Annotated in this window: 18 protein-coding genes; 2 read left to right on the top strand and 16 right to left on the bottom strand. The window is 64.4% G+C overall.

Features of this window, described 5'->3' with window-relative positions; translation table 11 throughout:
* The coding region (locus A7D27_RS28510; RefSeq protein WP_205895360.1) for a hypothetical protein at positions 1 to 261 on the top strand (261 nt) is incomplete at its 5' end.
* Between the two features lie 150 nt (positions 262 to 411).
* Here A7D27_RS28510 and rpoS read toward each other — a convergent pair.
* The 8 genes from rpoS to A7D27_RS05990 form a co-directional block, all read right to left on the bottom strand.
* Complete coding sequence (gene rpoS, locus A7D27_RS06025; RefSeq protein ID WP_069562165.1) at positions 412 to 1,413, bottom strand: RNA polymerase sigma factor RpoS; 1,002 nt, start codon at positions 1,411 to 1,413, stop codon at positions 412 to 414.
* 104 nt (positions 1,414 to 1,517) lie between these two features.
* A complete protein-coding gene (locus tag A7D27_RS06020; protein WP_069562164.1) occupies positions 1,518 to 2,366 on the bottom strand; it encodes a peptidoglycan DD-metalloendopeptidase family protein in 849 nt (282 codons plus the stop codon).
* Between the two features lie 156 nt (positions 2,367 to 2,522).
* On the bottom strand, positions 2,523 to 3,158 hold the full coding sequence (locus A7D27_RS06015; protein ID WP_170832274.1) for a protein-L-isoaspartate(D-aspartate) O-methyltransferase: 636 nt from the start codon (positions 3,156 to 3,158) through the stop codon (positions 2,523 to 2,525).
* 41 nt (positions 3,159 to 3,199) lie between these two features.
* Positions 3,200 to 3,949, bottom strand: coding sequence for a 5'/3'-nucleotidase SurE (gene surE / locus A7D27_RS06010; protein ID WP_069562162.1), 750 nt, complete (start codon positions 3,947 to 3,949; stop codon positions 3,200 to 3,202).
* On the bottom strand, positions 3,937 to 4,995 hold the full coding sequence (truD, locus tag A7D27_RS06005; RefSeq protein WP_069564373.1) for a tRNA pseudouridine(13) synthase TruD: 1,059 nt from the start codon (positions 4,993 to 4,995) through the stop codon (positions 3,937 to 3,939). Before truD ends, surE begins: the two co-directional genes overlap by 13 nt.
* A complete protein-coding gene (gene ispF, locus A7D27_RS06000) occupies positions 4,992 to 5,465 on the bottom strand; it encodes a 2-C-methyl-D-erythritol 2,4-cyclodiphosphate synthase (protein WP_069562160.1) in 474 nt (157 codons plus the stop codon). The genes truD and ispF overlap by 4 nt, the downstream gene beginning before the upstream one ends.
* An 81-nt stretch (positions 5,466 to 5,546) precedes the next feature.
* On the bottom strand, positions 5,547 to 6,392 hold the full coding sequence (fghA, locus tag A7D27_RS05995; RefSeq protein ID WP_069562159.1) for an S-formylglutathione hydrolase: 846 nt from the start codon (positions 6,390 to 6,392) through the stop codon (positions 5,547 to 5,549).
* Positions 6,393 to 6,470: 78 nt separating this feature from the next.
* Positions 6,471 to 7,583, bottom strand: a complete 1,113-nt coding sequence (locus tag A7D27_RS05990; RefSeq protein ID WP_069564372.1) for an S-(hydroxymethyl)glutathione dehydrogenase/class III alcohol dehydrogenase — start codon at positions 7,581 to 7,583, stop codon at positions 6,471 to 6,473.
* Between the two features lie 104 nt (positions 7,584 to 7,687).
* On the opposite strand from A7D27_RS05990, the gene A7D27_RS05985 reads away from it, so the two are divergent.
* Positions 7,688 to 8,575 carry a LysR substrate-binding domain-containing protein gene (locus A7D27_RS05985; RefSeq protein ID WP_069562158.1) on the top strand — a complete coding sequence of 296 codons (888 nt, stop codon included), beginning with the start codon at positions 7,688 to 7,690 and terminating at the stop codon, positions 8,573 to 8,575.
* A 323-nt stretch (positions 8,576 to 8,898) separates the two neighbouring features.
* Here A7D27_RS05985 and ispD read toward each other — a convergent pair whose 3' ends face one another.
* From ispD to dnaE, 8 genes are all read right to left on the bottom strand, one after another.
* A complete protein-coding gene (gene ispD, locus A7D27_RS05980; protein ID WP_069564371.1) occupies positions 8,899 to 9,606 on the bottom strand; it encodes a 2-C-methyl-D-erythritol 4-phosphate cytidylyltransferase in 708 nt (235 codons plus the stop codon).
* Positions 9,603 to 9,884, bottom strand: a complete 282-nt coding sequence (ftsB, locus tag A7D27_RS05975) for a cell division protein FtsB (RefSeq protein WP_044414324.1) — start codon at positions 9,882 to 9,884, stop codon at positions 9,603 to 9,605. Before ftsB ends, ispD begins: the two co-directional genes overlap by 4 nt.
* Positions 9,885 to 9,944: 60 nt before the next feature.
* Entirely contained in the window at positions 9,945 to 11,234 is a 1,290-nt protein-coding gene (gene eno, locus A7D27_RS05970; RefSeq protein WP_069562156.1) for a phosphopyruvate hydratase, read from the bottom strand.
* 147 nt (positions 11,235 to 11,381) lie between these two features.
* Positions 11,382 to 12,227: a 3-deoxy-8-phosphooctulonate synthase gene (gene kdsA / locus A7D27_RS05965; protein WP_069562155.1), complete on the bottom strand. Its 846-nt coding sequence runs from the start codon at positions 12,225 to 12,227 to the stop codon at positions 11,382 to 11,384.
* 2 nt (positions 12,228 to 12,229) lie between these two features.
* Positions 12,230 to 13,861, bottom strand: coding sequence for a CTP synthase (locus A7D27_RS05960; protein ID WP_069564370.1), 1,632 nt, complete (start codon positions 13,859 to 13,861; stop codon positions 12,230 to 12,232).
* A gap of 164 nt (positions 13,862 to 14,025) precedes the next feature.
* Complete coding sequence (tilS, locus tag A7D27_RS05955; RefSeq protein WP_069564369.1) at positions 14,026 to 15,396, bottom strand: tRNA lysidine(34) synthetase TilS; 1,371 nt, start codon at positions 15,394 to 15,396, stop codon at positions 14,026 to 14,028.
* A complete protein-coding gene (gene accA / locus A7D27_RS05950) occupies positions 15,383 to 16,333 on the bottom strand; it encodes an acetyl-CoA carboxylase carboxyl transferase subunit alpha (RefSeq protein WP_044414343.1) in 951 nt (316 codons plus the stop codon). Before accA ends, tilS begins: the two co-directional genes overlap by 14 nt.
* 105 nt (positions 16,334 to 16,438) lie before the next feature.
* Positions 16,439 to 19,963 carry a DNA polymerase III subunit alpha gene (gene dnaE / locus A7D27_RS05945; RefSeq protein WP_069564368.1) on the bottom strand — a complete coding sequence of 1,175 codons (3,525 nt, stop codon included), beginning with the start codon at positions 19,961 to 19,963 and terminating at the stop codon, positions 16,439 to 16,441.
* Between the last annotated feature and the right edge of the window lie 43 nt (positions 19,964 to 20,006).

Here is a 20,006-nt window from a genome sequence, read left to right as displayed (position 1 = left end):
CAAAAAAAGGGGCGGTTGCCCGCCCACTCTTTTGTCCCTATCCCTTTGTTTCCCAATCATCATCCTGATGAACCGCAATCCTGCGGCGTTCCTGGCAGAAATCCGTCTCTGCCTGCAACCATTCCGTGTCGCGTGGAAGTGATATTAACGGCTTCCTTGAACGGGACAAGCTCACTCCACGGTGCTGGAGAGCAATGCTCTCGTTTTTTATTTAGAAAAATATTATTTAATTTCAATAAGATAGAAACAAAAAAATCCTGAAGAGCTCGTTCACGTCGCGCTTTTTACATACTTCACTTACGCGACATGTAAGCGATAGCTTACAAAAGCTCTATCACTTCGGCCGGATACCCGCTGAGAACACCTCAATAAAAAACCCGGCCGAAGCCGGGTTCTCAAGGGCAACTCGCTTTATTGGAAAAGTGCGTCGCTGGAAAGCCCATTCTTTTCAAGGATTTCACGCAGGCGCTTCAGGGCCTCAACCTGAATCTGGCGCACGCGCTCTCGGGTGAGGCCAATCTCCTGGCCCACCTCTTCCAAGGTACAACTCTCATGACCACGCAGGCCGAACCGACGCACCACTACCTCTCTCTGCTTGTCCGTCAGATCGGAAAGCCACTGGTCGATGCTCTGGGACAGATCATCGTCCTGCAGAAGCTCGCAGGGATCGGTGGGGCGGTCGTCGGTCAGTGTGTCCAGGAGGGTCTTGTCGGAGTCCGGGCCCAGAGACACGTCAACCGAGGTCACCCGCTCGTTCAGGCCGAGCATGCGCTTGACCTCTTCGACAGGCTTCTCCAGCAGATTGGCAATCTCTTCGGCCGATGGCTCATGGTCGAGTTTCTGTGTGAGCTCACGAGCCGCACGCAAATAGACGTTCAGTTCCTTGACCACGTGAATCGGCAGCCGGATGGTCCGGGTCTGGTTCATGATCGCGCGTTCAATGGTCTGACGTATCCACCAGGTGGCGTAGGTGGAAAAGCGGAAGCCACGCTCGGGATCAAACTTCTCAACCGCCCTGATCAAGCCGAGGTTACCCTCTTCGATCAGGTCCAGCAGCGAAAGACCACGATTGACGTAGCGTCGCGCGATCTTGACCACAAGCCGGAGGTTGCTTTCGATCATGCGCTTGCGTCCGGCGGGGTCGCCCCGCTGAGCCAATCGCGCAAAGTGGACTTCTTCTTCTGGAGTAAGGAGAGGGGAAAAGCCGATTTCGTTGAGGTAAAGCTGGGTCGCGTCCAATGCGCGGGTGTAGTCGATGTACTTGTGTTGCTTGGGTGAGTTCGACTGCCTGGAACGCGTGCCAGACGGAGTTGCCTCGGGCTCCTCGATCAGCACGTCATCCACGACGCCCGGCTCAAGAATGAGCAGATCGTCATCGACATCAAACTCCGGCGCTTCTTTGTTGAGTGCCATTGTTGTTGTCCCTTGCTGAGTTCGACAACAAGCTCTGGCGGTACCATTTCCCTGGCTACGCCTGAGCCCGTCCAACCTACGAGGACGACGGGCTGAACAAACGATCAGCGAGGCGGCAGATATTGCAGCGGATCTACAGGTTTGCCCTGGCGGCGAATCTCAAAGTGCAGCTTCACCCGGTCGGTACCTGTGGAGCCCATTTCTGCAATGGTCTGGCCAACCTTGACCTGCTGTCCCTCCCGAACCAGCAACCTGCGGTTGTGACCATAGGCGCTCACGTAGGTATCGCTGTGCTTGATGATCACCAGTTCACCGTAGCCCCGTAATCCACTTCCGGCATACACAACGGAACCATCAGACGCAGCCAGGACAGGCTGGCCTAATTCCCCGCCTATATCAATGCCTTTATTCAAACTCCCGTTTGAGGAGAATCGGGCAATCAAGGGACCACCAGCCGGCCAGGCCCAACCTGCGTTGGAACGCCCGCGTGGCGGGGCCGGAGGGGGCTGGGAAACGCTTGGCGCAGGCTGCGGTTTAGTGGTGGACTGCGGAGCCTTGGTGGTAGAGGGGGGCGTGGCTGGCCGAGTCGACGTCGTAGGAGCCGTTGCCACGGTACGGGTAGGGGTTGAGCCGGTCTGGCCATCGAAACGGATGACCTGGCCCGGACGGATTACGTAGGGGGCCGGGATGCTGTTGCGCGCCGCCAGCGCCTTCCAGTCCCAACCGAAACGGAATGCAATGGAGTACAGGGTGTCGCCCCGCTGGACACGGTACTGCCCGGTGGTGATCGGCTGTCGTTGCGCACCGGTGGCCGACGGGTGGTTACGATCCACGACCTGGACACCGCCCTTGGGCGAACTGGCGCACCCCGCCACCAGCCAGACGATGACGGCCATCGCTGCCAGTGCGCGCATGCTTCCAGTGCTAATCCCTTGCCGAATGGCCAGGCTCATTCCCGTCCCCTTTCCATACGTCCCAAGGTCATGCCAATTGTTACCGATTATATCTGAGGGGCACGTTATCCAATGCGCACCGCAACGTACGGAGGTGCACCTGACCACCAGTTATTCATAGAGATGACCGGCTCTCCGCAGTCCTCGCTGACCCCATCAGGCCAACGGGCCGCTCAGCAAGGGTACAAACCGTACCGCGTCAAGGACATGCCGGGAGAAACCGTTTTCCTCACGGACGATCAGCATCAATTGCTGAACGTCCCCTGCCCCCACCGGAATCACGAGTCGCCCCCCCGGTGCCAACTGGTCCAGCAGCGCTTGCGGTACCTCGGCGGCGGCAGCCGTGACGATGATGCCGTTATAAGGTGCCAATGCGGGCCAGCCTTCCCAACCATCGCCCCAGCGGAAGACCACGTTACGCAGATTCAGCTCGGCCAGTCGCTCCTTCGCACGATCCTGCAATCCTTGGATCCGCTCGACGGAAAACACCCGCTCTACCACCTGAGCCAGGATCGCGGTCTGATAGCCGGAGCCGGTGCCGATCTCGAGCACCTTGTCCAATGGCCCTGCCGCCAGCAGCAGCTCGCTCATGCGCGCCACGATATAGGGCTGCGAGATCGTCTGGTTGTGGCCGATGGGAAGCGCCGTGTCTTCATAGGCACGATGGGCCAAGGCCTCATCGACGAACAAATGGCGCGGAGTCCGACGAATGGTTTCCAGTACGTGGGCGTTGGACAGCCCTTCCTCGTAGAGACGCTGGATCAGGCGCTCGCGGGTGCGCTGCGAGGTCATGCCAATGCCCCGACGCAAGAGATCATCCTGCTCACGGGCCATCAGGACAGGCCTCCCAACCAGCTTTCCAATGGGTCGAACGCCTGAGTGAAGGTGCGATCGAGCTGGAGCGGCGTGATGGATACGTAACCCTGCATTACGGCGTGGAAATCAGTCCCGGGCCCACCATCCTCCGCGTCCCCAGCGACAGAAATCCAGTAGCCCTCTTTCCCCCTCGGGTTCACCACCTTCACCGGCGCTGCAGCACGAGCGCGGTGGCCAAGGCGAGTGAGCTGGATGCCACGGATATGGTCCAGTGGGAGGTTGGGGATATTCACGTTGAGCACGGTGCGGGGCGGCAGGTCGAGCTGCTCGTGCGCCTCGACCAGCAGGCGCGCGAAATGCGCCGCTGTGGGCAGGTTGTCCGGCTGCCGGGAGAGCAACGAAAAAGCAAAGGCCGGGCGATCGAGGAAGCGCCCTTCCAAGGCAGCAGCCACCGTCCCGGAATAAAGGACGTCGTCCCCCAGGTTGGCGCCCAGATTGATGCCGGAGACCACCATGGCTGGGGCCTTCTCCAGCAAACCGTTCAAACCGAGGTGCACGCAGTCGGTCGGGGTGCCGTTGATGCTGATGTAACCGTTGGCCAGGACCTGCGGATGCAGGGGGCGGTCCAGCGTCAGTGCACTGCTGGCGCCGCTCCGGTCCTGGTCGGGCGCGATGACCACACACTCGGCATAACCCTCGAGCGCAGCATGGAGGGCGGCGATACCGGGTGCGTTCACCCCGTCGTCGTTGGAAATCAGAATACGCATGGATTGTCCGTGTGCCCCACCGGCACCAGATCGACAAGCTCGCGCACCACTGCGGTAGCGAAGCATCCGGCCGGCAGGACGAATTCCAGTTGCAGAACGTCAGGCCCGGGATAATGCCACGTAAGTCCCCCGATGGGGAGGCGCAGGATGCGCCGTTCGTGCGCCATGCCCGCCTCGACGAGCCAGTCACGCAGCGCCGGCTCGGCCAACGCCACGGATTGCTCCAATGCCTGCGTCAAAGCGCCGGCCGGCGAGTCACCCTGTCCCCACAGTGGGCCGGTGGGATGCAGGTCGAGAATCGCCAACCTGGGATCGGCGCACTCGGCCTCTCCTGCCGGGAAGAAACTCCGGCTGTCGGTAAAGGCCAGGAGATCGCCGACCTGCGCCTGGTTCCAGTTGCCATTGGCCACACGCGCAGCCAGTACCCGGTTGAACAGGTAACTGCGACCTGCCGAGAGCAAACGAGAGCGCAGGTTGCGCTGCTCGGGCAGTACCCGCTGCTCGGCGAAGTGCCTTGCCTGCAGCAGGTTGCCGCCTTCGTGGCCAAAGCGCTGCAGACCGAAGTAGTTGGGCACGCCGACGGCAGCCAGTGTCTTCAGCCGAGCCTCCAGGGCTGCCGGGTCGGCCCGCAAGGCCGTCAGCCTCAGGGTGAAGCCGTTGGCCGAGTGGGCGCCCCGCTGCAGCTTTCGCTTGTGGCGGACCTGGCGCAGGATGCGCAGGGTCTCGCCTTCTGCCGAAGCAAGGTCCGGATCAGCCTTGCCCGGCAGGTGCAGGCTGAACCACTGGCGGGTCAGCGCCTGGCGATCCTTCAGGCCGGCGTAGCTGATGGCCCGCTGGGGAACGCCCGCAGCCCGTGCAATGCGCCGCGCGGCCTCTTCGGTATTGAGGCCACGCTTTTCCACCCACAACCACAGGTGTTCGCCTTCACCGACCAGGGGAATATCCAGCACCTCGTCCACCTGGAAGTCTTCGGCCACCGCCTTGAGGACGGCCTGGCCGAGCGCTTCGCCATGGGCCCGCGGTCCCAGCAGTTCGAGTTCGGTCATAGCGGCAGTAGCAGGGCAACAGCGTGGACGGCGATGCCCTCCTCGCGCCCGGTGAAGCCGAGCCTCTCGGTGGTGGTCGCCTTGACGTTGACCTGGTCGATGCCGACTTCGAGGTCAGTCGCAATGACCGCGCGCATCGCCTCGATGTGCGGCGCCATCTTCGGCGCCTGAGCCACGATGGTGGCGTCGACGTTACCCACCTTCCAGCCCTTGCCCTTCACTTGGGCCAGGACATGGCGGAGCAGCACGCGACTGTCCGCTCCCTTGAACTGCGGATCGGTGTCCGGGAAGTGCTTGCCGATATCACCGAGTGCCGCCGCACCGAGCAAGGCGTCGGACAGTGCGTGAAGCACCACGTCGCCGTCGGAATGGGCCACCAGGCCGAACCTGTGGGGGATGCGTACCCCGCCGAGGGTAATGTGATCACCGTCACCGAAGCGGTGTACGTCGTAACCGTGTCCAATGCGCATGAGAGGAGTGCCCCGAAAGAACAGGAGCGGGATTCTACCCGAAAGCGGAGCGACCGATGGCCGCCCCGCCTGGGTAACGCGTCAGCCCCGCAGGGCTGCGGCGTGATGGTGCAGGTGATCGTCGATGAAGCTGGCGATGAAGTAGTAACTGTGGTCATAGCCCGGCTGCAGCCGCAGGTTCAGCGGATGACCAGCGGCGCGGGCGGCAGCCTGCAGCGCGTCCGGCTTGAGCTGGCCCTCCAGGAAATCATCGCGGTCACCCTGGTCCACCAGGATCGGCAGGCGTTCCCGGGCTTCGGCCAGCAGTGCACAGGCATCCCACTCGCGCCAGCGCGAACGGTCATCACCCAGGTAATGGGAGAACGCCTTCTCGCCCCAGGGGCAAGCCATTGGGTTGCTGATCGGCGCAAAGGCCGAAACCGACTGGTAGCGCCCGGGGTTCTTCAGGGCGCAGACCAGCGCGCCGTGCCCGCCCATGGAGTGCCCCGCGATGCCGCGGCGGTCCGAAACCGGGAAGTTGGCCTCCACCAGGGTTGGCAGCTCCTGCACCACGTAGTCGTACATGCGGTAGTGGCGGGCCCAGGGTTCCTGGGTCGCGTTGACGTAGAAGCCTGCACCCAGGCCGAAATCCCAGGCCTTGTCCGGGTCATCCGGCACACCCTCGCCCCGGGGGCTGGTGTCGGGCGCGACGATGATCAGCCCAAGCTCGGCCGCCAGGCGCTGGGCGCCGGCCTTCTGCATGAAGTTCTCGTCGGTGCAGGTCAGCCCGCTCAGCCAGTAGAGCACGGGCAGCTTCTCGCCCTGTTCCGCCTGGGGCGGCAGGTACACCGCGAACACCATGTCGCAGTTCAGGCAGGTCGAGCGATGGCGGTAGCGCTTGTGCCAGCCACCGAAGCTCTTGTTGCTGGAAACGATCTCGAGGGTCATGGGGGCCTCCGGGTCGTCCTCGGGGCAACGCACAGGCGACAGGCAATCCCTGCCGCCCTGCGCCAGCCGAAAGGGCGCTCAGTAGTGGATGACGGTGCGGATGCTCTTGCCTTCGTGCATCAGGTCGAAGGCCTCGTTGATGCGATCCAGCCCCATGGTGTGGGTGATGAAGGTGTCCAACGGGATCTCGCCCGACTGGGATTTCTCCACGTAGGTCGGCAGCTCGGTGCGGCCCTTCACCCCACCGAAGGCCGAGCCACGCCACACGCGACCGGTGACCAGCTGGAACGGACGGGTCTTGATCTCGGCACCGGCCGGGGCCACGCCGATGATGACCGACTCACCCCAGCCCTTGTGGCAGCACTCCAACGCCGCACGCATCAGGTCGACGTTGCCGACGCACTCGAAGCTGTAGTCCACGCCGCCGTCGGTCATCTCGACGATCACGTCCTGGATCGGCTTGGCATGGTCCTTCGGGTTGACGAAGTCGGTCGCCCCCAGCTCGCGGGCCACGTCGAGCTTGGAGGGGTTGATATCGATGGCGATGATGCGCGAAGCCTTGGCCATCTTGGCGCCGATGATGGCAGCCAGGCCGATGCCGCCGAGGCCGAAGATGGCAACGGTAGCGCCCTCCTCCACCTTCGCGGTGTTGAGCACGGCCCCGATGCCGGTGGTCACGCCACAACCCAGCAGGCAGACCTTCTCCAGCGGGGCTTCCTTGGGAATCTTCGCCAGGGAGATTTCCGGCAGCACGGTGTACTCGGAGAAGGTCGAGCAGCCCATGTAGTGGTAGATCGGCTGGCCGTTGTAGCTGAAGCGGCTGGTGCCGTCGGGCATCAGGCCCTTGCCCTGGGTCGCGCGAACCTTCTGGCACAGGTTGGTCTTGCCGGACTTGCAGAACTTGCACTCGCGGCATTCGGCCGTGTAGAGCGGGATCACGTGGTCGCCCACTGCCAGGGAGGTGACGCCTTCGCCCACCGCCTCGACGATGCCGCCGCCCTCATGGCCGAGGATGCACGGGAACACCCCCTCGGAATCCGCGCCCGACAGGGTGTAGGCGTCGGTATGGCAGACACCGGTGGCGACGATGCGCACCAGGACTTCACCCGCCTTGGGCGGCGCGACATCGACTTCGACGATCTGCAGGGGTTTGCCAGCCTCGAAAGCAACTGCGGCGCGGGACTTGATCATGGCGCTTCTCCAGCGATGTGAACGGTGGCGGGAGTGTAGATGACCTCGATTTGGTAAATAATCCGCCGCAAAGCAAAACTTTATTGCCATACAGGGATAATCAAATGAATCGCTGGGAAGGCCTGGACGAATTCATCGCCGTCGCGGAAACCGGCCAGTTCACCGCCGCGGCCCAGCGCATCGGCCTCTCTTCATCCCAGGTGAGCCGCCAGATCGCCCGCCTGGAAGAACGCCTGCAAACCCGCCTGTTCTACCGCAGCACCCGCAAGGTGGCGCTGACCGAGGCCGGGCAGACCTTCCTGCAGCACTGCCAGCGCCTGGTGGATGCGCGGGACGAGGCCATGCGCGCCATCAGCGACCTGACCGGCGAACCCAAGGGCCTGCTGCGCATGACTTGCGCAGTGGCCTACGGCGAGCGCTTCATCGTGCCGTTGGTGAACGCCTTCATGGCACGCCACCCGCAGCTGCGGGTCGACATCGAGCTGAGCAACCGCCCGCTGGACCTGGTACACGAAGGGCTGGACCTGGCCATCCGCCTCGGCCGCCTACAGGACTCGCGGCTCGTGGCGACGCGCCTTGCGCCCCGCGTCATGTACCTGTGCGCCGCCCCGAGCTACCTGGAACGTTACGGCCGGCCCCACAGCCTCTCCGAGCTGGCCCGGCACAACTGCCTGGTGGGCAGCTCGGATCAGTGGACCTTCCAACAAGACGGCAAGGAACAGAGCCTGAGGGTGCAGGGCAACTGGCGCTGCAACAGTGGCCAGGCCGTGCTGGATGCCGCGCTGCGTGGCTTCGGCCTGTGCCAGCTCCCCGACTACTACGTGCTGGACCACCTGAAGAGCGGCGAACTGGTGTCCCTGCTGGAGCAGCATCGCCCGCCGAATACCGCCGTATGGGCGCTGTATCCCCAGCAGCGCCATCTGTCGCCCAAAGTCCGCCAACTGGTGGACGCACTCAGGGACGGCCTGGCGTCGACCCACCCAGCGGCATAGGCGTCAACGTCCATCCACGTCGATGCAGGAAGCCATGGACATGCCCCGGGATGCGCGAGCCCCCAGGCAACCCCAGATACTTGAACACCTTGCCGGCAAGAAAGGCGGCGAACGCCCCCGGGTAGGCCAGCCGCATCCATCAGTGCCGAGGCGCAATGAGCACGGCGAGAACAACAACGGAATTGGTGGAAGAGAGCCGCCATCAGGTTGTCGCTGAAGGCCAGGCCCAGGCACACCCAGAGCAGTCGCCAGCCGTCACCGGCCCAGGTGCAAGTAGCCTTCCGGGCTGTACAGCCGGTGTCCCAGACACTTCATGGCAGGGCTCATCGGTCGAACAGGCCACGCTGCAGGCGCTGCAGGTCTTCGGGGGTGGTGACCTTGATGTTGTCGGCGCGCCCTTCCACCAGGCGGGGCGCGGCGCCGGCCCACTCCATCGCCGACGACTCGTCGGTGATCGCCACGCCGGCGACCAGTGCATCGGCCAGGGCCCGGTGCAGCGCACCGAAGCGGAACATCTGCGGGGTGTAGGCCTGCCAGACCTGGCTGCGGTCGATGGTGTCGGCGACTCGCCCATCAGGGCCGATCCGCTTGAGGGTGTCCCGGGCGGGGACCGCCAGCAGGCCGCCCACCGGATCGTCGGCCAGCTCCGCCAGCAGGCGATCCAGGTCGAAACGGGACAGATTGGGTCGGGCCGCATCGTGCACCAGCACCCAGTCGCGCGGTTGCGCGCCGAGTTCGGCCAGACGCAGTAGAGCATTGAGCACCGAGTCCGCACGCTCCCGGCCACCCTCGGCGCGCTCGATGCGCGGGTCACGGGATGCGGCAAGGCTCGGCCAGTACGGGTCATCTGGACTCAGGCTGACCACCAGGCGCCTGAGCCGAGGGTGGTCGAGAAAGGCTGCGAGGGTATGTTCGAGCAAGGTGCGCCCAGCCAGCTCCAGATACTGCTTGGGCCGATCGGCACGCATGCGGGCCCCCACGCCGGCGGCGGGGATCACAGCCCAGAATTCGGGGAGTTCGGGTGAGGTCATTCGGTGATCTGGTAGAGGGTCTCGCCCTCTTTGACCATGCCCAGCTCGTGGCGGGCACGCTCCTCGACGGTTTCCGTACCCTTCTTGAGCTCCGACACTTCGGCCTCGAGGATGCGATTGCGCTCGAGCAGGCGCTCATTCTCGCCCTTCTGCTCGGCGATCTGCTTTTCCAGTTCGGCGACCTGGGCGAGGCTGCCATCACCCACCCAAAGGCGATACTGCAACCCGGACAAGGCCAGGATCAGCACGACGAACAACCAGTAGGGGGATTTGGCCATCGAAAGAGGAGTATCCATACGAAAAGGGCAGCTTTCGCTGCCCTTTTTATCATCCCCGGCTTAGCCGCGGAACTCGGCACGACCACGGTAAGGGGCCTTTCCGCCCAGTTGCTCTTCGATACGCAGCAGCTGGTTGTACTTGGACACGCGGTCGGAGCGACACAGGGAGCCGGTCTTGATCTGGCCGGCAGCGGTGCCCACGGCCAGGTCGGCGATGGTGCTGTCCTCGGTTTCACCGGAACGGTGGGAGATCACCGCGGTGTAGCCGGCAGCCTTGGCCATCTGGATCGCTTCCAGGGTCTCGGTCAGGGAACCGATCTGGTTGAACTTGATCAGGATCGAGTTGGCGATGCTCTTGTCGATGCCTTCCTTGAGGATCTTGGTGTTGGTCACGAACAGGTCGTCACCCACCAGTTGCACCTTCTCGCCGATCTTCTCGGTCAGGGACTTCCAACCGGCCCAGTCGGACTCGTCCATGCCGTCTTCGATGGAGATGATCGGGTAGCGCTGGGTCAGGCCGGCCAGGTAGTCGGCGAAACCATTGGCATCGAACACCTTGCCTTCGCCGGCCAGGTCGTACTTGCCGTCCTTGAAGAACTCGCTGGAAGCGCAGTCCAGGGCCAGGGTCACGTCGGTGCCCAGCGTGTAGCCGGCATTGGCGACGGCTTCGGCGATGGCGCCCAGGGCGTCTTCGTTGGAGGCCAGGTTCGGGGCGAAACCGCCCTCGTCACCCACTGCGGTGTTCAGGCCACGGGCCTTCAGCACAGCTTTCAGGTGGTGGAAGATCTCGGCACCCATGCGCAGGGCGTCGGCGAAGTTCTTGGCACCAACCGGCTGGACCATGAACTCCTGGATGTCGACGTTGTTATCGGCGTGCTCACCGCCGTTGATGATGTTCATCATCGGGACGGGCATGGAGTACTGACCCGGAGTGCCGTTCAGGTCGGCAATATGGGCATACAGCGGGACGCCCTTGGCCTGGGCAGCTGCCTTGGCAGCCGCCAGGGACACGGCGAGGATGGCGTTGGCGCCCAGCTTGGCCTTGTTCTCGGTACCGTCGAGCTCGATCATCGCGCGATCCAGGGCTTTCTGGTCGGTCGCGTCCTTGCCCAGCAGCAGGTCACGGATCGGGCCGTTGATGTTGGCCACGGCATTCAGCACACCCTTGCCCAGGTAACGGCTCTTGTCGCCATCACGCAGTTCCAGCGCCTCGCGGGAACCGGTGGATGCACCGGACGGCGCGCAGGCGCTGCCGATGAAACCGTTCTCGAGGATCACGTCGGCTTCCACGGTGGGGTTGCCACGGGAATCCAGAACCTCGCGGCCCTTGATGTCGACGATCTTTGCCATTGTTGTTAGCACTCCAAAATTGACGATTACGCTGCTGCGAAATTAGAGGGGCGGGTCGTCCGGATGTTCATTCGGCAGCTCCGGCGAAAAAACATGACCACATGGTCAGCTTGCGCCCGCCCGGCACTTTACCGGAGAACTGCCGGCTCAGGCAGTCTCGATCGGCGGGAAAGCCTTGACCAGGTCATCCAGGTGCTTGAGCTGGTCGAGGAACGGCTCCAGCTTGTCCAGGCGCAGGGCACAGGGGCCATCGCACTTGGCGTTGTCCGGGTCCGGATGGGCCTCGAGGAACAGGCCGGCCAGCCCCTGGCTCATGCCAGCCTTGGCCAGGTCGGTGACCTGGGCACGACGACCGCCTGCGGAGTCCGCGCGGCCACCTGGCATCTGCAGGGCGTGGGTGACGTCGAAGAACACCGGGTAGCCGAACTGCTTCATGATGCCGAAGCCGAGCATGTCGACCACCAGGTTGTTGTAGCCGAAGGACGAGCCGCGCTCGCAGAGGATCAGGCGATCGTTACCGGCCTCTTCGCACTTGGTCAGGATGTGCTTCATCTCCTGGGGTGCAAGGAACTGGGCCTTCTTGATGTTGATGACCGCGTCGGTCTTCGCCATCGCCACCACCAGGTCGGTCTGGCGGGAGAGGAAGGCCGGCAGTTGGATGATGTCGCAGACCTCGGCCACAGGAGCGGCCTGGTGCGGTTCGTGCACGTCGGTGATGACCGGCACGCCAAAAGTCTTCTTCACCTCTTCGAAGATTTTCATCCCCTCTTCCAGGCCGGGGCCACGGAAGGAGTTGATGGAAGAGCGGTTGGCCTTGTCGAAGCTGGCCTTGAACACGTAGGGGATGCCGAGCTTCTCGGTGACCCGCACGTACGCTTCACAGACCTTAAGCGCCAGGTCACGGGACTCCAGCACGTTCATGCCACCGAAGAGCACGAAGGGCTTGTCGTTGGCGATCTCGATGTCGCCGACGCGAACGATCTTCTGTTGCATGCTCACGCCTTCTTCGCTTTCTGGGCCAGGGCGGCCTTGACGAAGCCGCTGAACAGCGGGTGGCCGTCACGCGGGGTGGAGGTGAACTCCGGGTGGAACTGGCAGGCGACGAACCACGGATGATCCGGTGCTTCCACCACTTCGACCAGAGCGCCGTCGCCGGAGCGACCGGTGATCTTGAGGCCGGCTTCCTTCAATTGCGGCAGCAGGTTGTTGTTCACTTCGTAGCGGTGGCGGTGGCGCTCGACGATCTCGTCCTTGCCGTAGCAGGCGTGCACTTGCGAGCCGGCCTCCAACTGGCAGGCCTGGGCGCCGAGGCGCATGGTGCCCCCCAGGTCCGAGGCTTCGGTGCGGATCTCGGTGGCGCCGGTGGCGTCCTGCCACTCGGTGATCAGGCCGACCACCGGATGGCCGCTGGCCTTGTCGAACTCGGTGGAGTTGGCGTCGGTCCAGCCCAGTACGTTACGGGCGAACTCGATCACGGCCACCTGCATGCCAAGGCAGATACCCAGGTAGGGGATCTTGTTCTCGCGGGCGTACTTGACGGTACTGATCTTGCCCTCCACGCCGCGCAGGCCGAAACCGCCGGGAACCAGGATGGCATCGACGCCTTCCAGCAGGCTGGTGCCCTGGTTCTCGATGTCTTCGGAGTCGATGTAGCGCAGGTTCACCTTGGTGCGGTTCTCGATGCCGGCATGGCTCATCGCCTCGATCAGCGACTTGTAGGCATCCAGCAGCTCCATGTACTTGCCGACCATGGCGATGGTGACGTCCTTCTCGGGGTTCAGCTTGGCGTCAACCACGCGATCCCACTCGGAAAGGTCGGCACCGCCGCACTGCAGGCCGAAGCGCTCGACGACGAAGTCGTCCAGGCCCTGGGCGTGCAGCACGGAAGGAATGCGGTAGATGGTGTCGACGTCCTGCAGGGCGATGACCGCACGCTCCTCCACGTTGGTGAACAGCGCGATCTTGCGACGGGAGGACAGGTCGACCTCGTGGTCGGAACGGCAGATCAGCACGTCGGGCTGCAGGCCGATGGAACGCAGCTCCTTCACCGAGTGCTGGGTCGGCTTGGTCTTGGTCTCGCCGGCGGTGGCGATGTAGGGCACCAGGGTCAGGTGCATCAGCATCGCGCGCTTGGCGCCGACCTCCACCCGCAGTTGGCGGATGGCTTCGAGGAAGGGCTGGGACTCGATGTCACCCACGGTGCCGCCGATCTCCACCAGGGCCACGTCGGCATCGCCGGCGCCCTTGATGATGCGACGCTTGATCTCGTCGGTGATGTGCGGGATCACCTGGATGGTGGCACCCAGGTAGTCACCACGGCGCTCCTTGCGCAGCACGTCGGCGTAGACGCGGCCGGTGGTGAAGTTGTTGTTCTGGGTCATGGTGGTGCGCACGAAGCGCTCGTAGTGGCCCAGGTCGAGGTCGGTCTCGGCGCCATCCTCGGTGACGAACACTTCGCCGTGCTGGAACGGGCTCATGGTGCCCGGGTCCACGTTGATGTACGGGTCCAGCTTGAGCATGGTGACCTTCAGGCCCCGCGCTTCCAGAATGGCGGCCAAGGATGCCGAGGCGATGCCTTTCCCCAATGAAGAAACAACACCACCCGTGACGAAGATGTAGCGCGTCATGAATAACCCTAGAAGTCAGCGTTTAGGCGGAAGGCCGCCGGAGAGAGCGAATCGGGCCAGGGCCCGGAATCTGGAACAGTGCCGAAACGGCAAGCACCTGCCAGTTCCGAGGGAATCGGCAGGTGCTCTGTAAGACGGGAGCGTAGTCTACCGGAAAGACCCTTTCAGCTCAAACCTCGGTCATTCGTCGGGGGTGTCCAACACAGGGTCCAGCCCCCCTCCCGAGGCCCCTCCAGCCCTTGCAGATTGGCTACCGCAAGCAGTTCGTCGCCTCGGTAGAGCAAGGGCAGGCGACCCCGGGCAAAAGCCGGGAAACCCCGCTCGTTGAGCAAGCGCTTGAGGTCACGGCGCCCCCGTCCGTCGATCTGCATCGACTCCCCACCTTGGCGATAGCGCACCTGCAAGGGACCTTCCGGTTCCCGCCCTTCGATCCACACCACACCATTGCCGTCCAGGGCCAGGGGATGCTCGGGATTAGGCCAGGGCTGAGCCGTCGGCACGGCATCCAGCCAGGCGTTGCCGAGCCACCAGAGCCGGCCACCGGCGCGGCGCAGCTCGCCATCGGCCAGACGCCAGACCGGTTCGGCATCCGGCGCGGCGTCACGCAAGGCCACCCAGCCCGTCCAGTGATCGCTGTCGGGCATGGCCGTGAAGGGGGCGAGCCAGTGACGCAGGGCATTGCGCTGCCTTGGTTCGGACAACGCCAGCAGCGGATCGAGGGAGAGGGTCGGCAAACTCAGCCAGGGGAATACCTCGGTGTCTCGCGCGGCAGCCAGATCGATGGCTGCCAACTCCCCCAGCAGCGCCTCACCCTCGGCCAGGTGCGCAGCACTGCGGGCCATGCCACCGAGCGCGCGCGGCCAGCGCGACACCAGGGCAGGCAGGACGATCTGTCGCAGGTAGTTGCGGTCCAGCCGGGTGTCCTGGTTCGACGGGTCCTCGACCCAGTCCAGCCCTTGCTCCCGCGCATAGGCCTCCAGGTCCTGGCGAGCCACGTCCAGCAACGGCCGCAGCAAATGACCGTCGCCCAGAGCGCGGCTCACCGGCATCCCCGCCAGGCCTCGCACGCCAGCGCCGCGCATCAACCGGAACAGCAGCGTCTCGGCCTGGTCGTCACGGTGCTGGGCCAGCATCAGCACCTTCCCGCCCTCCACAGCCCGCTCGAAGGCGCCATAGCGCGCCCGACGAGCGGCATTCTCCAGGCTGGCGCCCTCCTCCACGACCACGGAGGCATGCATCAAGGGCACGCCGAGTCGGTCACACACGGCCTGGCAATGGGCCGGCCATGCCTCGGCAGCCGACTGCAGGCCGTGATGGACATGAAGTGCGCTGAGCGGCGGCACGTCACCCTGGCGGGAGAGCGCAACCAGCAGATGCAGCAGGACGGTGGAGTCGAGGCCACCGGAGAAGGCGACCGTCCACCCCGGCGCGGAACGCCAGGGCAGGGCGCGGGACAGCAGGAGGGAATGGAGCGAGCGGGCCAGTGGCGAGCCCTCATCAGCCCGCCCCGGCGCGTGGCCCTCAGGCCACGCCATAACTCATCAGACGCTCGTAGCGACGGGCCAGCAGGTCGTCGACCGACAGCTTCTTCAGGGTCTTGAGCTGGCCGAGCAGCTCCTCGCGGATCGACTGGGCCGCAATGGCGGGCTCGCGGTGGGCACCACCCAGCGGCTCGGGAATGACCTTGTCGACGATCCCCAGACCCTTCAGGCGCTCGGCGGTGATGCCCATGGCCTCGGCCGCGTCGGGCGCCTTCTCGGCGGTTTTCCACAGGATGGAGGCGCAGCCTTCCGGCGAGATCACCGAGTAGGTGGAGTACTGCAGCATGTTCAGGCGATCGCACACGCCGATGGCCAGCGCACCGCCGGAACCACCTTCGCCGATCACGGTGGCGATGATCGGGGTCTTCAGACGCGCCATGACCCGCAGGTTCCAGGCGATGGCCTCGCTCTGGCCGCGCTCTTCGGCATCGATGCCCGGGTAGGCACCAGGGGTGTCGATGAAGGTCAGGATCGGCATCTTGAAGCGCTCGGCCATCTCCATCAGGCGGCAGGCCTTGCGGTAGCCCTCGGGACGGGGCATGCCGAAGTTGCGACGGACCTTCTCGCGCACTTCACGGCCTTTCTGGTGACCGATCACCATCACCGGCTGGTCGTCCAGGCGGGCTACGCCGCCGACGATGGCCGCATCGTCGGAGAAATGGCGATCGCCATGCAGCTCGTCGAACTCGGTGAAGATGTGGCTGATGTAGTCCAGGGTGTAGGGCCGGCGCGGATGGCGGGCCAACTGGGCGATCTGCCAGCTGGTCAGGTTGCCGAAGATGCTTTCGGTCAGGGCGCTGCTTTTTTCCTGAAGGCGGGCAATCTCGTCGCTGATGTTCAGCGCATTGTCGTTGCCGACCAGGCGCAGCTCCTCGATCTTGGCTTGCAGGTCAGCGATCGGCTGTTCGAAATCCAGAAAATTCGGGTTCATAGGCTTCCGTCGTGCGCGTGGGGCCAGGCGGCTGGGTCCATTTGGCGCCCTACCTTAAAGGAAGGGCGCATGTGGGTCGAGAGAACGCGGCGCGTCAGCCGCGTCTCACCGGTAGTGCAGGAAGACGTTGTCGCGCCCGAACTGGTCACGCAATGCCTGAATCAGCGTATCGGCCGGGTCGATGCACCACTGCTCGCCGAACTGCAGCAGGGCACGGGCACTGGGGCCTGCGTAGTCGATGGTGATCGGGCAGGAGCCCCGGTGGCGCCCGCACAGGTCGGCGAGCCAGCGCAGGCGGTCGCCTTGCAGGGCGCTGTGATCCACCTTCATCCGCAGGCTCTCGGCCAGCCCGGTACGCGCCTCCTCCAGGCTCATGACGCGCTTGGCACGCAGGCGCAGGCCACCGGAGAAGTCGTCGTGGCTCACCTCCCCTTCCACCACCACCAGCGCATCGGTCTGCAGCAGGGTATGGGCGGAGGCGAAGGCATCGGCGAACAGGGAGGCCTCAATACGCCCGGAGCGGTCGTCGAGGGTGATGAAGCCCATCTTGTCGCCCTTCTTGTTCTTCATCACCCGCAGGTTGACGATCAGGCCGGCGATGGTCTGGGTATCCCGCGCGGGCTTGAGCTCGACGATGCGCTGGCGGGCGAAGCGGCGCACCTCGCCCTCGTACTCGTCGATGGGGTGGCCGGTGAGGTAGAGCCCCAGGGTGTCCTTCTCGCCCTTGAGGCGCTCCTTGAGGGTCAGCTCCTTGGCCCGACGGTGGTTGGCGTAGACGTCGGCGTCGGGCTCGGCAAAGAGCCCGCCAAACAGGTCCATGTGGCCGCTGTCGTGGCTGCGGGCGGTCTGCTCGGCGGCCTGGATGGCTTCCTCCATCGCTGCCAGCAGCACGCCCCGGTTGCGGTCGATGCCAGCCTGGTAGGCCTTGGGCTCGTCACTGAAGAACGGCCCGAGGCGATCCAGCGCACCGCCACGGATCAGCGCTTCCAGCGTGCGCTTGTTGATGCGCTTGAGGTCGACACGGTTGCAGAAGTCGAACAGGTCCTTGAACGGCCCGCCCTCGTCACGGCATTCGACGATGGCCTCCACCGGCCCCTCGCCCACGCCCTTGATCGCACCGAGGCCATAGATGATCTGCCCGGCGTCGTCGACGGTGAAGCGGTAGTCGGAGTTGTTCACGTCCGGCGCGACGATGCGCAGCTTCATGCTGCGGCACTCTTCGATGAGCGTCACCACCTTGTCGGTGTTGTGCATATCCGCCGTGAGCACCGCCGCCATGAAGGGCGACGGGTAGTGGGCCTTCAGCCACGCGGTCTGGTAGGAAACCCAGCCATAGGCGGCGGAGTGGGATTTGTTGAAGCCATAACCGGCGAACTTCTCCACCAGATCGAAGATGTTGCCCGCCAACTCGGCATCGATCCCATTGCTGGCGCAACCTTCGATGAAGCCGCCGCGCTGCTTGGCCATTTCCTCGGGCTTCTTCTTGCCCATGGCGCGACGCAGCATGTCCGCGCCGCCGAGGGTGTAGCCCGCCATCACCTGGGCGATCTGCATCACCTGCTCCTGGTACAGGATGATGCCGTAGGTGGGCTTGAGCACCGGTTCGAGGCCGGCGTACTGGTAGTCCGGGTGCGGGTAGGACAGCTCGGCACGGCCGTGCTTGCGGTTGATGAAGTCGTCCACCATGCCGGACTGCAGCGGCCCCGGACGGAACAGGGCCACGAGGGCGATCATGTCTTCCAGGCAGTCGGGCTTGAGCTTCTTGATCAGCTCCTTCATGCCGCGGGATTCAAGCTGGAAGACCGCGGTGGTCTCCGCCTTCTGCAGCATGTCGTAGGTTTTCTTGTCATCCAGCGGGATGCGGTCGATGTCCACCAGCGGCAGGCCGTTCTTCTCCTGCTCGCGGTTGATCATCTCCATGGCCCACTTGATGATCGTCAGCGTGCGCAGGCCGAGGAAGTCGAACTTCACCAGGCCGGCCGCCTCCACGTCGTCCTTGTCGAACTGGGTCACCAGGCCGCCGCCTTCCTCGTCACAGGCGATGGGCGCGAAGTCGGTCAGCTTGGTGGGGGCGATCACCACGCCGCCGGCGTGCTTGCCGGTGCCCCGGGTGATGCCTTCGAGCTTGAGGGCCATGTCCCAGATTTCCTGGGCTTCCTCGTCGGACTTGAGGAAGTCCCGGAGGGCCTCTTCCTGGTTGTAGGCCGCCTCCAGGGTCATGCCCACTTCGAAGGGGATCATCTTCGACAGGCGATCAGCCAGGCCATAGGACTTGCCCTGCACCCGTGCCACGTCACGCACCACCGCCTTCGCCGCCATGGAGCCGAAGGTGATGATCTGGCTCACCGCGTTGCGGCCGTACTTCTCGGCCACGTAGTCGATCACGCGGTCGCGGCCGTCCATGCAGAAGTCGACGTCGAAGTCGGGCATGGAGACCCGCTCGGGGTTGAGGAAGCGCTCGAACAGCAGGTCGTAGGCCAGCGGGTCGAGGTCGGTGATCTTCAGCACGTAGGCGACCAGCGAGCCGGCGCCCGATCCACGGCCAGGCCCCACCGGGACGCCGTTGTTCTTCGCCCACTGGATGAAGTCGGCAACGATCAGGAAGTAGCCGGGGAAGCCCATCTGAATGATGGTGCCCAACTCGAACTCCAGGCGGTCGATGTAGAGCTGGCGCTTCTCTTCGTAGTCCGGGGTCGTTTCCTTAGGCCAGAGCACCGCGAGGCGCTCTTCGAGGCCTTCGTAGGAGGCGTGGCGCAGGTAGTCGTCGATGCCCATGCCATTGGGCGTCGGGAAGTCGGGCAGGAAGTGCTTGCCCAGGCGCACATCGATGTTGCAGCGCCGGGCGATCTCGACGGTGTTCTCGATGGCGTCGGGGAGATCACTGAACAGCTCGGCCATCTCTTCCGGCGACTTCAGGTACTGCTGGTTGGAGTAGTTGCGCGGCCGGCGCGGGTCGTCGAGGGTCCGGCCCTCGCCGATGCACACGCGGGTCTCGTGGGCCTCGAAGTCGTCGGCCTTGATGAAGCGCACGTCGTTGGTCGCCACCAGCGGCGCACCGCAGCGATCCGCCAGGGCCACGGCCGCGTGCACATGTTCCTCGTCATTGACCCGGCCGGTGCGCTGCAGCTCCAGGTAGAAGCGATCCGGGAACACAGCCTGCCACTCCGCCAGCAGGCGCTCGGCGGCCGCCGTGTCGCCGTTGAGCAGCGCCATGCCGATCTCGCCTTCCTTCGCGCCGGACAGGGCGATCAGGCCTTCGGCGGCTTCCTTCACCCAGTCACGCTGGATGATCACCAGGCCGTTGCTCTGGCCATCGGACCAGCCACGGGAGATCAGCTCGGTGAGGTTGCGATAGCCCTTGCCGTCCATCGCCAGCAGCGTCATGCGGCTGAGGGGGCCGTCTTCGTCCAGGCTCGCCAGCCAGATGTCGGCGCCACAGATGGGCTTGATGCCGCCACCCTGGGCCGCCTTGTAGAACTTGACCAGGGAGCACATGTTGCTCTGGTCGGTGACCGCCACCGCTGGCATGCCGGCAGCCGCCACGGCCTTGATCAGGGGCTTGACCCGCACCAGGCCGTCGACCAGGGAATACTCGGAATGGAGACGGAGATGCACGAAGGAAACGGTCATGACGATCCTTTGGAAGAGGCAGAAACGGCAGGGCCCGGATTGT

It is taken from the genome of Pseudomonas sp. 1D4, from assembly GCF_001728925.1.
In the GTDB taxonomy this organism is placed as follows: domain Bacteria; phylum Pseudomonadota; class Gammaproteobacteria; order Pseudomonadales; family Pseudomonadaceae; genus Metapseudomonas; species Metapseudomonas otitidis.
This window is presented reverse-complemented; position numbering and strand designations above follow the sequence as displayed.

What these genes read in the sequence shown, in the direction of transcription:
- rpoS (WP_069562165.1), bottom strand. Translation starts at nt 1,413, where the DNA reads ATGGCACTCAACAAAGAAGCGCCGGAGTTTGATGTCGATGACGATCTG.
- A7D27_RS06020 (WP_069562164.1), bottom strand. Translation starts at nt 2,366, where the DNA reads ATGAGCCTGGCCATTCGGCAAGGGATTAGCACTGGAAGCATGCGCGCA.
- A7D27_RS06015 (WP_170832274.1), bottom strand. Translation starts at nt 3,158, where the DNA reads ATGACCTCGCAGCGCACCCGCGAGCGCCTGATCCAGCGTCTCTACGAG.
- surE (WP_069562162.1), bottom strand. Translation starts at nt 3,949, where the DNA reads ATGCGTATTCTGATTTCCAACGACGACGGGGTGAACGCACCCGGTATC.
- truD (WP_069564373.1), bottom strand. Translation starts at nt 4,995, where the DNA reads ATGACCGAACTCGAACTGCTGGGACCGCGGGCCCATGGCGAAGCGCTC.
- ispF (WP_069562160.1), bottom strand. Translation starts at nt 5,465, where the DNA reads ATGCGCATTGGACACGGTTACGACGTACACCGCTTCGGTGACGGTGAT.
- fghA (WP_069562159.1), bottom strand. Translation starts at nt 6,392, where the DNA reads ATGACCCTCGAGATCGTTTCCAGCAACAAGAGCTTCGGTGGCTGGCAC.
- A7D27_RS05990 (WP_069564372.1), bottom strand. Translation starts at nt 7,583, where the DNA reads ATGATCAAGTCCCGCGCCGCAGTTGCTTTCGAGGCTGGCAAACCCCTG.
- A7D27_RS05985 (WP_069562158.1), top strand. Translation starts at nt 7,688, where the DNA reads ATGAATCGCTGGGAAGGCCTGGACGAATTCATCGCCGTCGCGGAAACC.
- ispD (WP_069564371.1), bottom strand. Translation starts at nt 9,606, where the DNA reads ATGACCTCACCCGAACTCCCCGAATTCTGGGCTGTGATCCCCGCCGCC.
- ftsB (WP_044414324.1), bottom strand. Translation starts at nt 9,884, where the DNA reads ATGGCCAAATCCCCCTACTGGTTGTTCGTCGTGCTGATCCTGGCCTTG.
- eno (WP_069562156.1), bottom strand. Translation starts at nt 11,234, where the DNA reads ATGGCAAAGATCGTCGACATCAAGGGCCGCGAGGTTCTGGATTCCCGT.
- kdsA (WP_069562155.1), bottom strand. Translation starts at nt 12,227, where the DNA reads ATGCAACAGAAGATCGTTCGCGTCGGCGACATCGAGATCGCCAACGAC.
- A7D27_RS05960 (WP_069564370.1), bottom strand. Translation starts at nt 13,861, where the DNA reads ATGACGCGCTACATCTTCGTCACGGGTGGTGTTGTTTCTTCATTGGGG.
- tilS (WP_069564369.1), bottom strand. Translation starts at nt 15,396, where the DNA reads ATGGCGTGGCCTGAGGGCCACGCGCCGGGGCGGGCTGATGAGGGCTCG.
- accA (WP_044414343.1), bottom strand. Translation starts at nt 16,333, where the DNA reads ATGAACCCGAATTTTCTGGATTTCGAACAGCCGATCGCTGACCTGCAA.
- dnaE (WP_069564368.1), bottom strand. Translation starts at nt 19,963, where the DNA reads ATGACCGTTTCCTTCGTGCATCTCCGTCTCCATTCCGAGTATTCCCTG.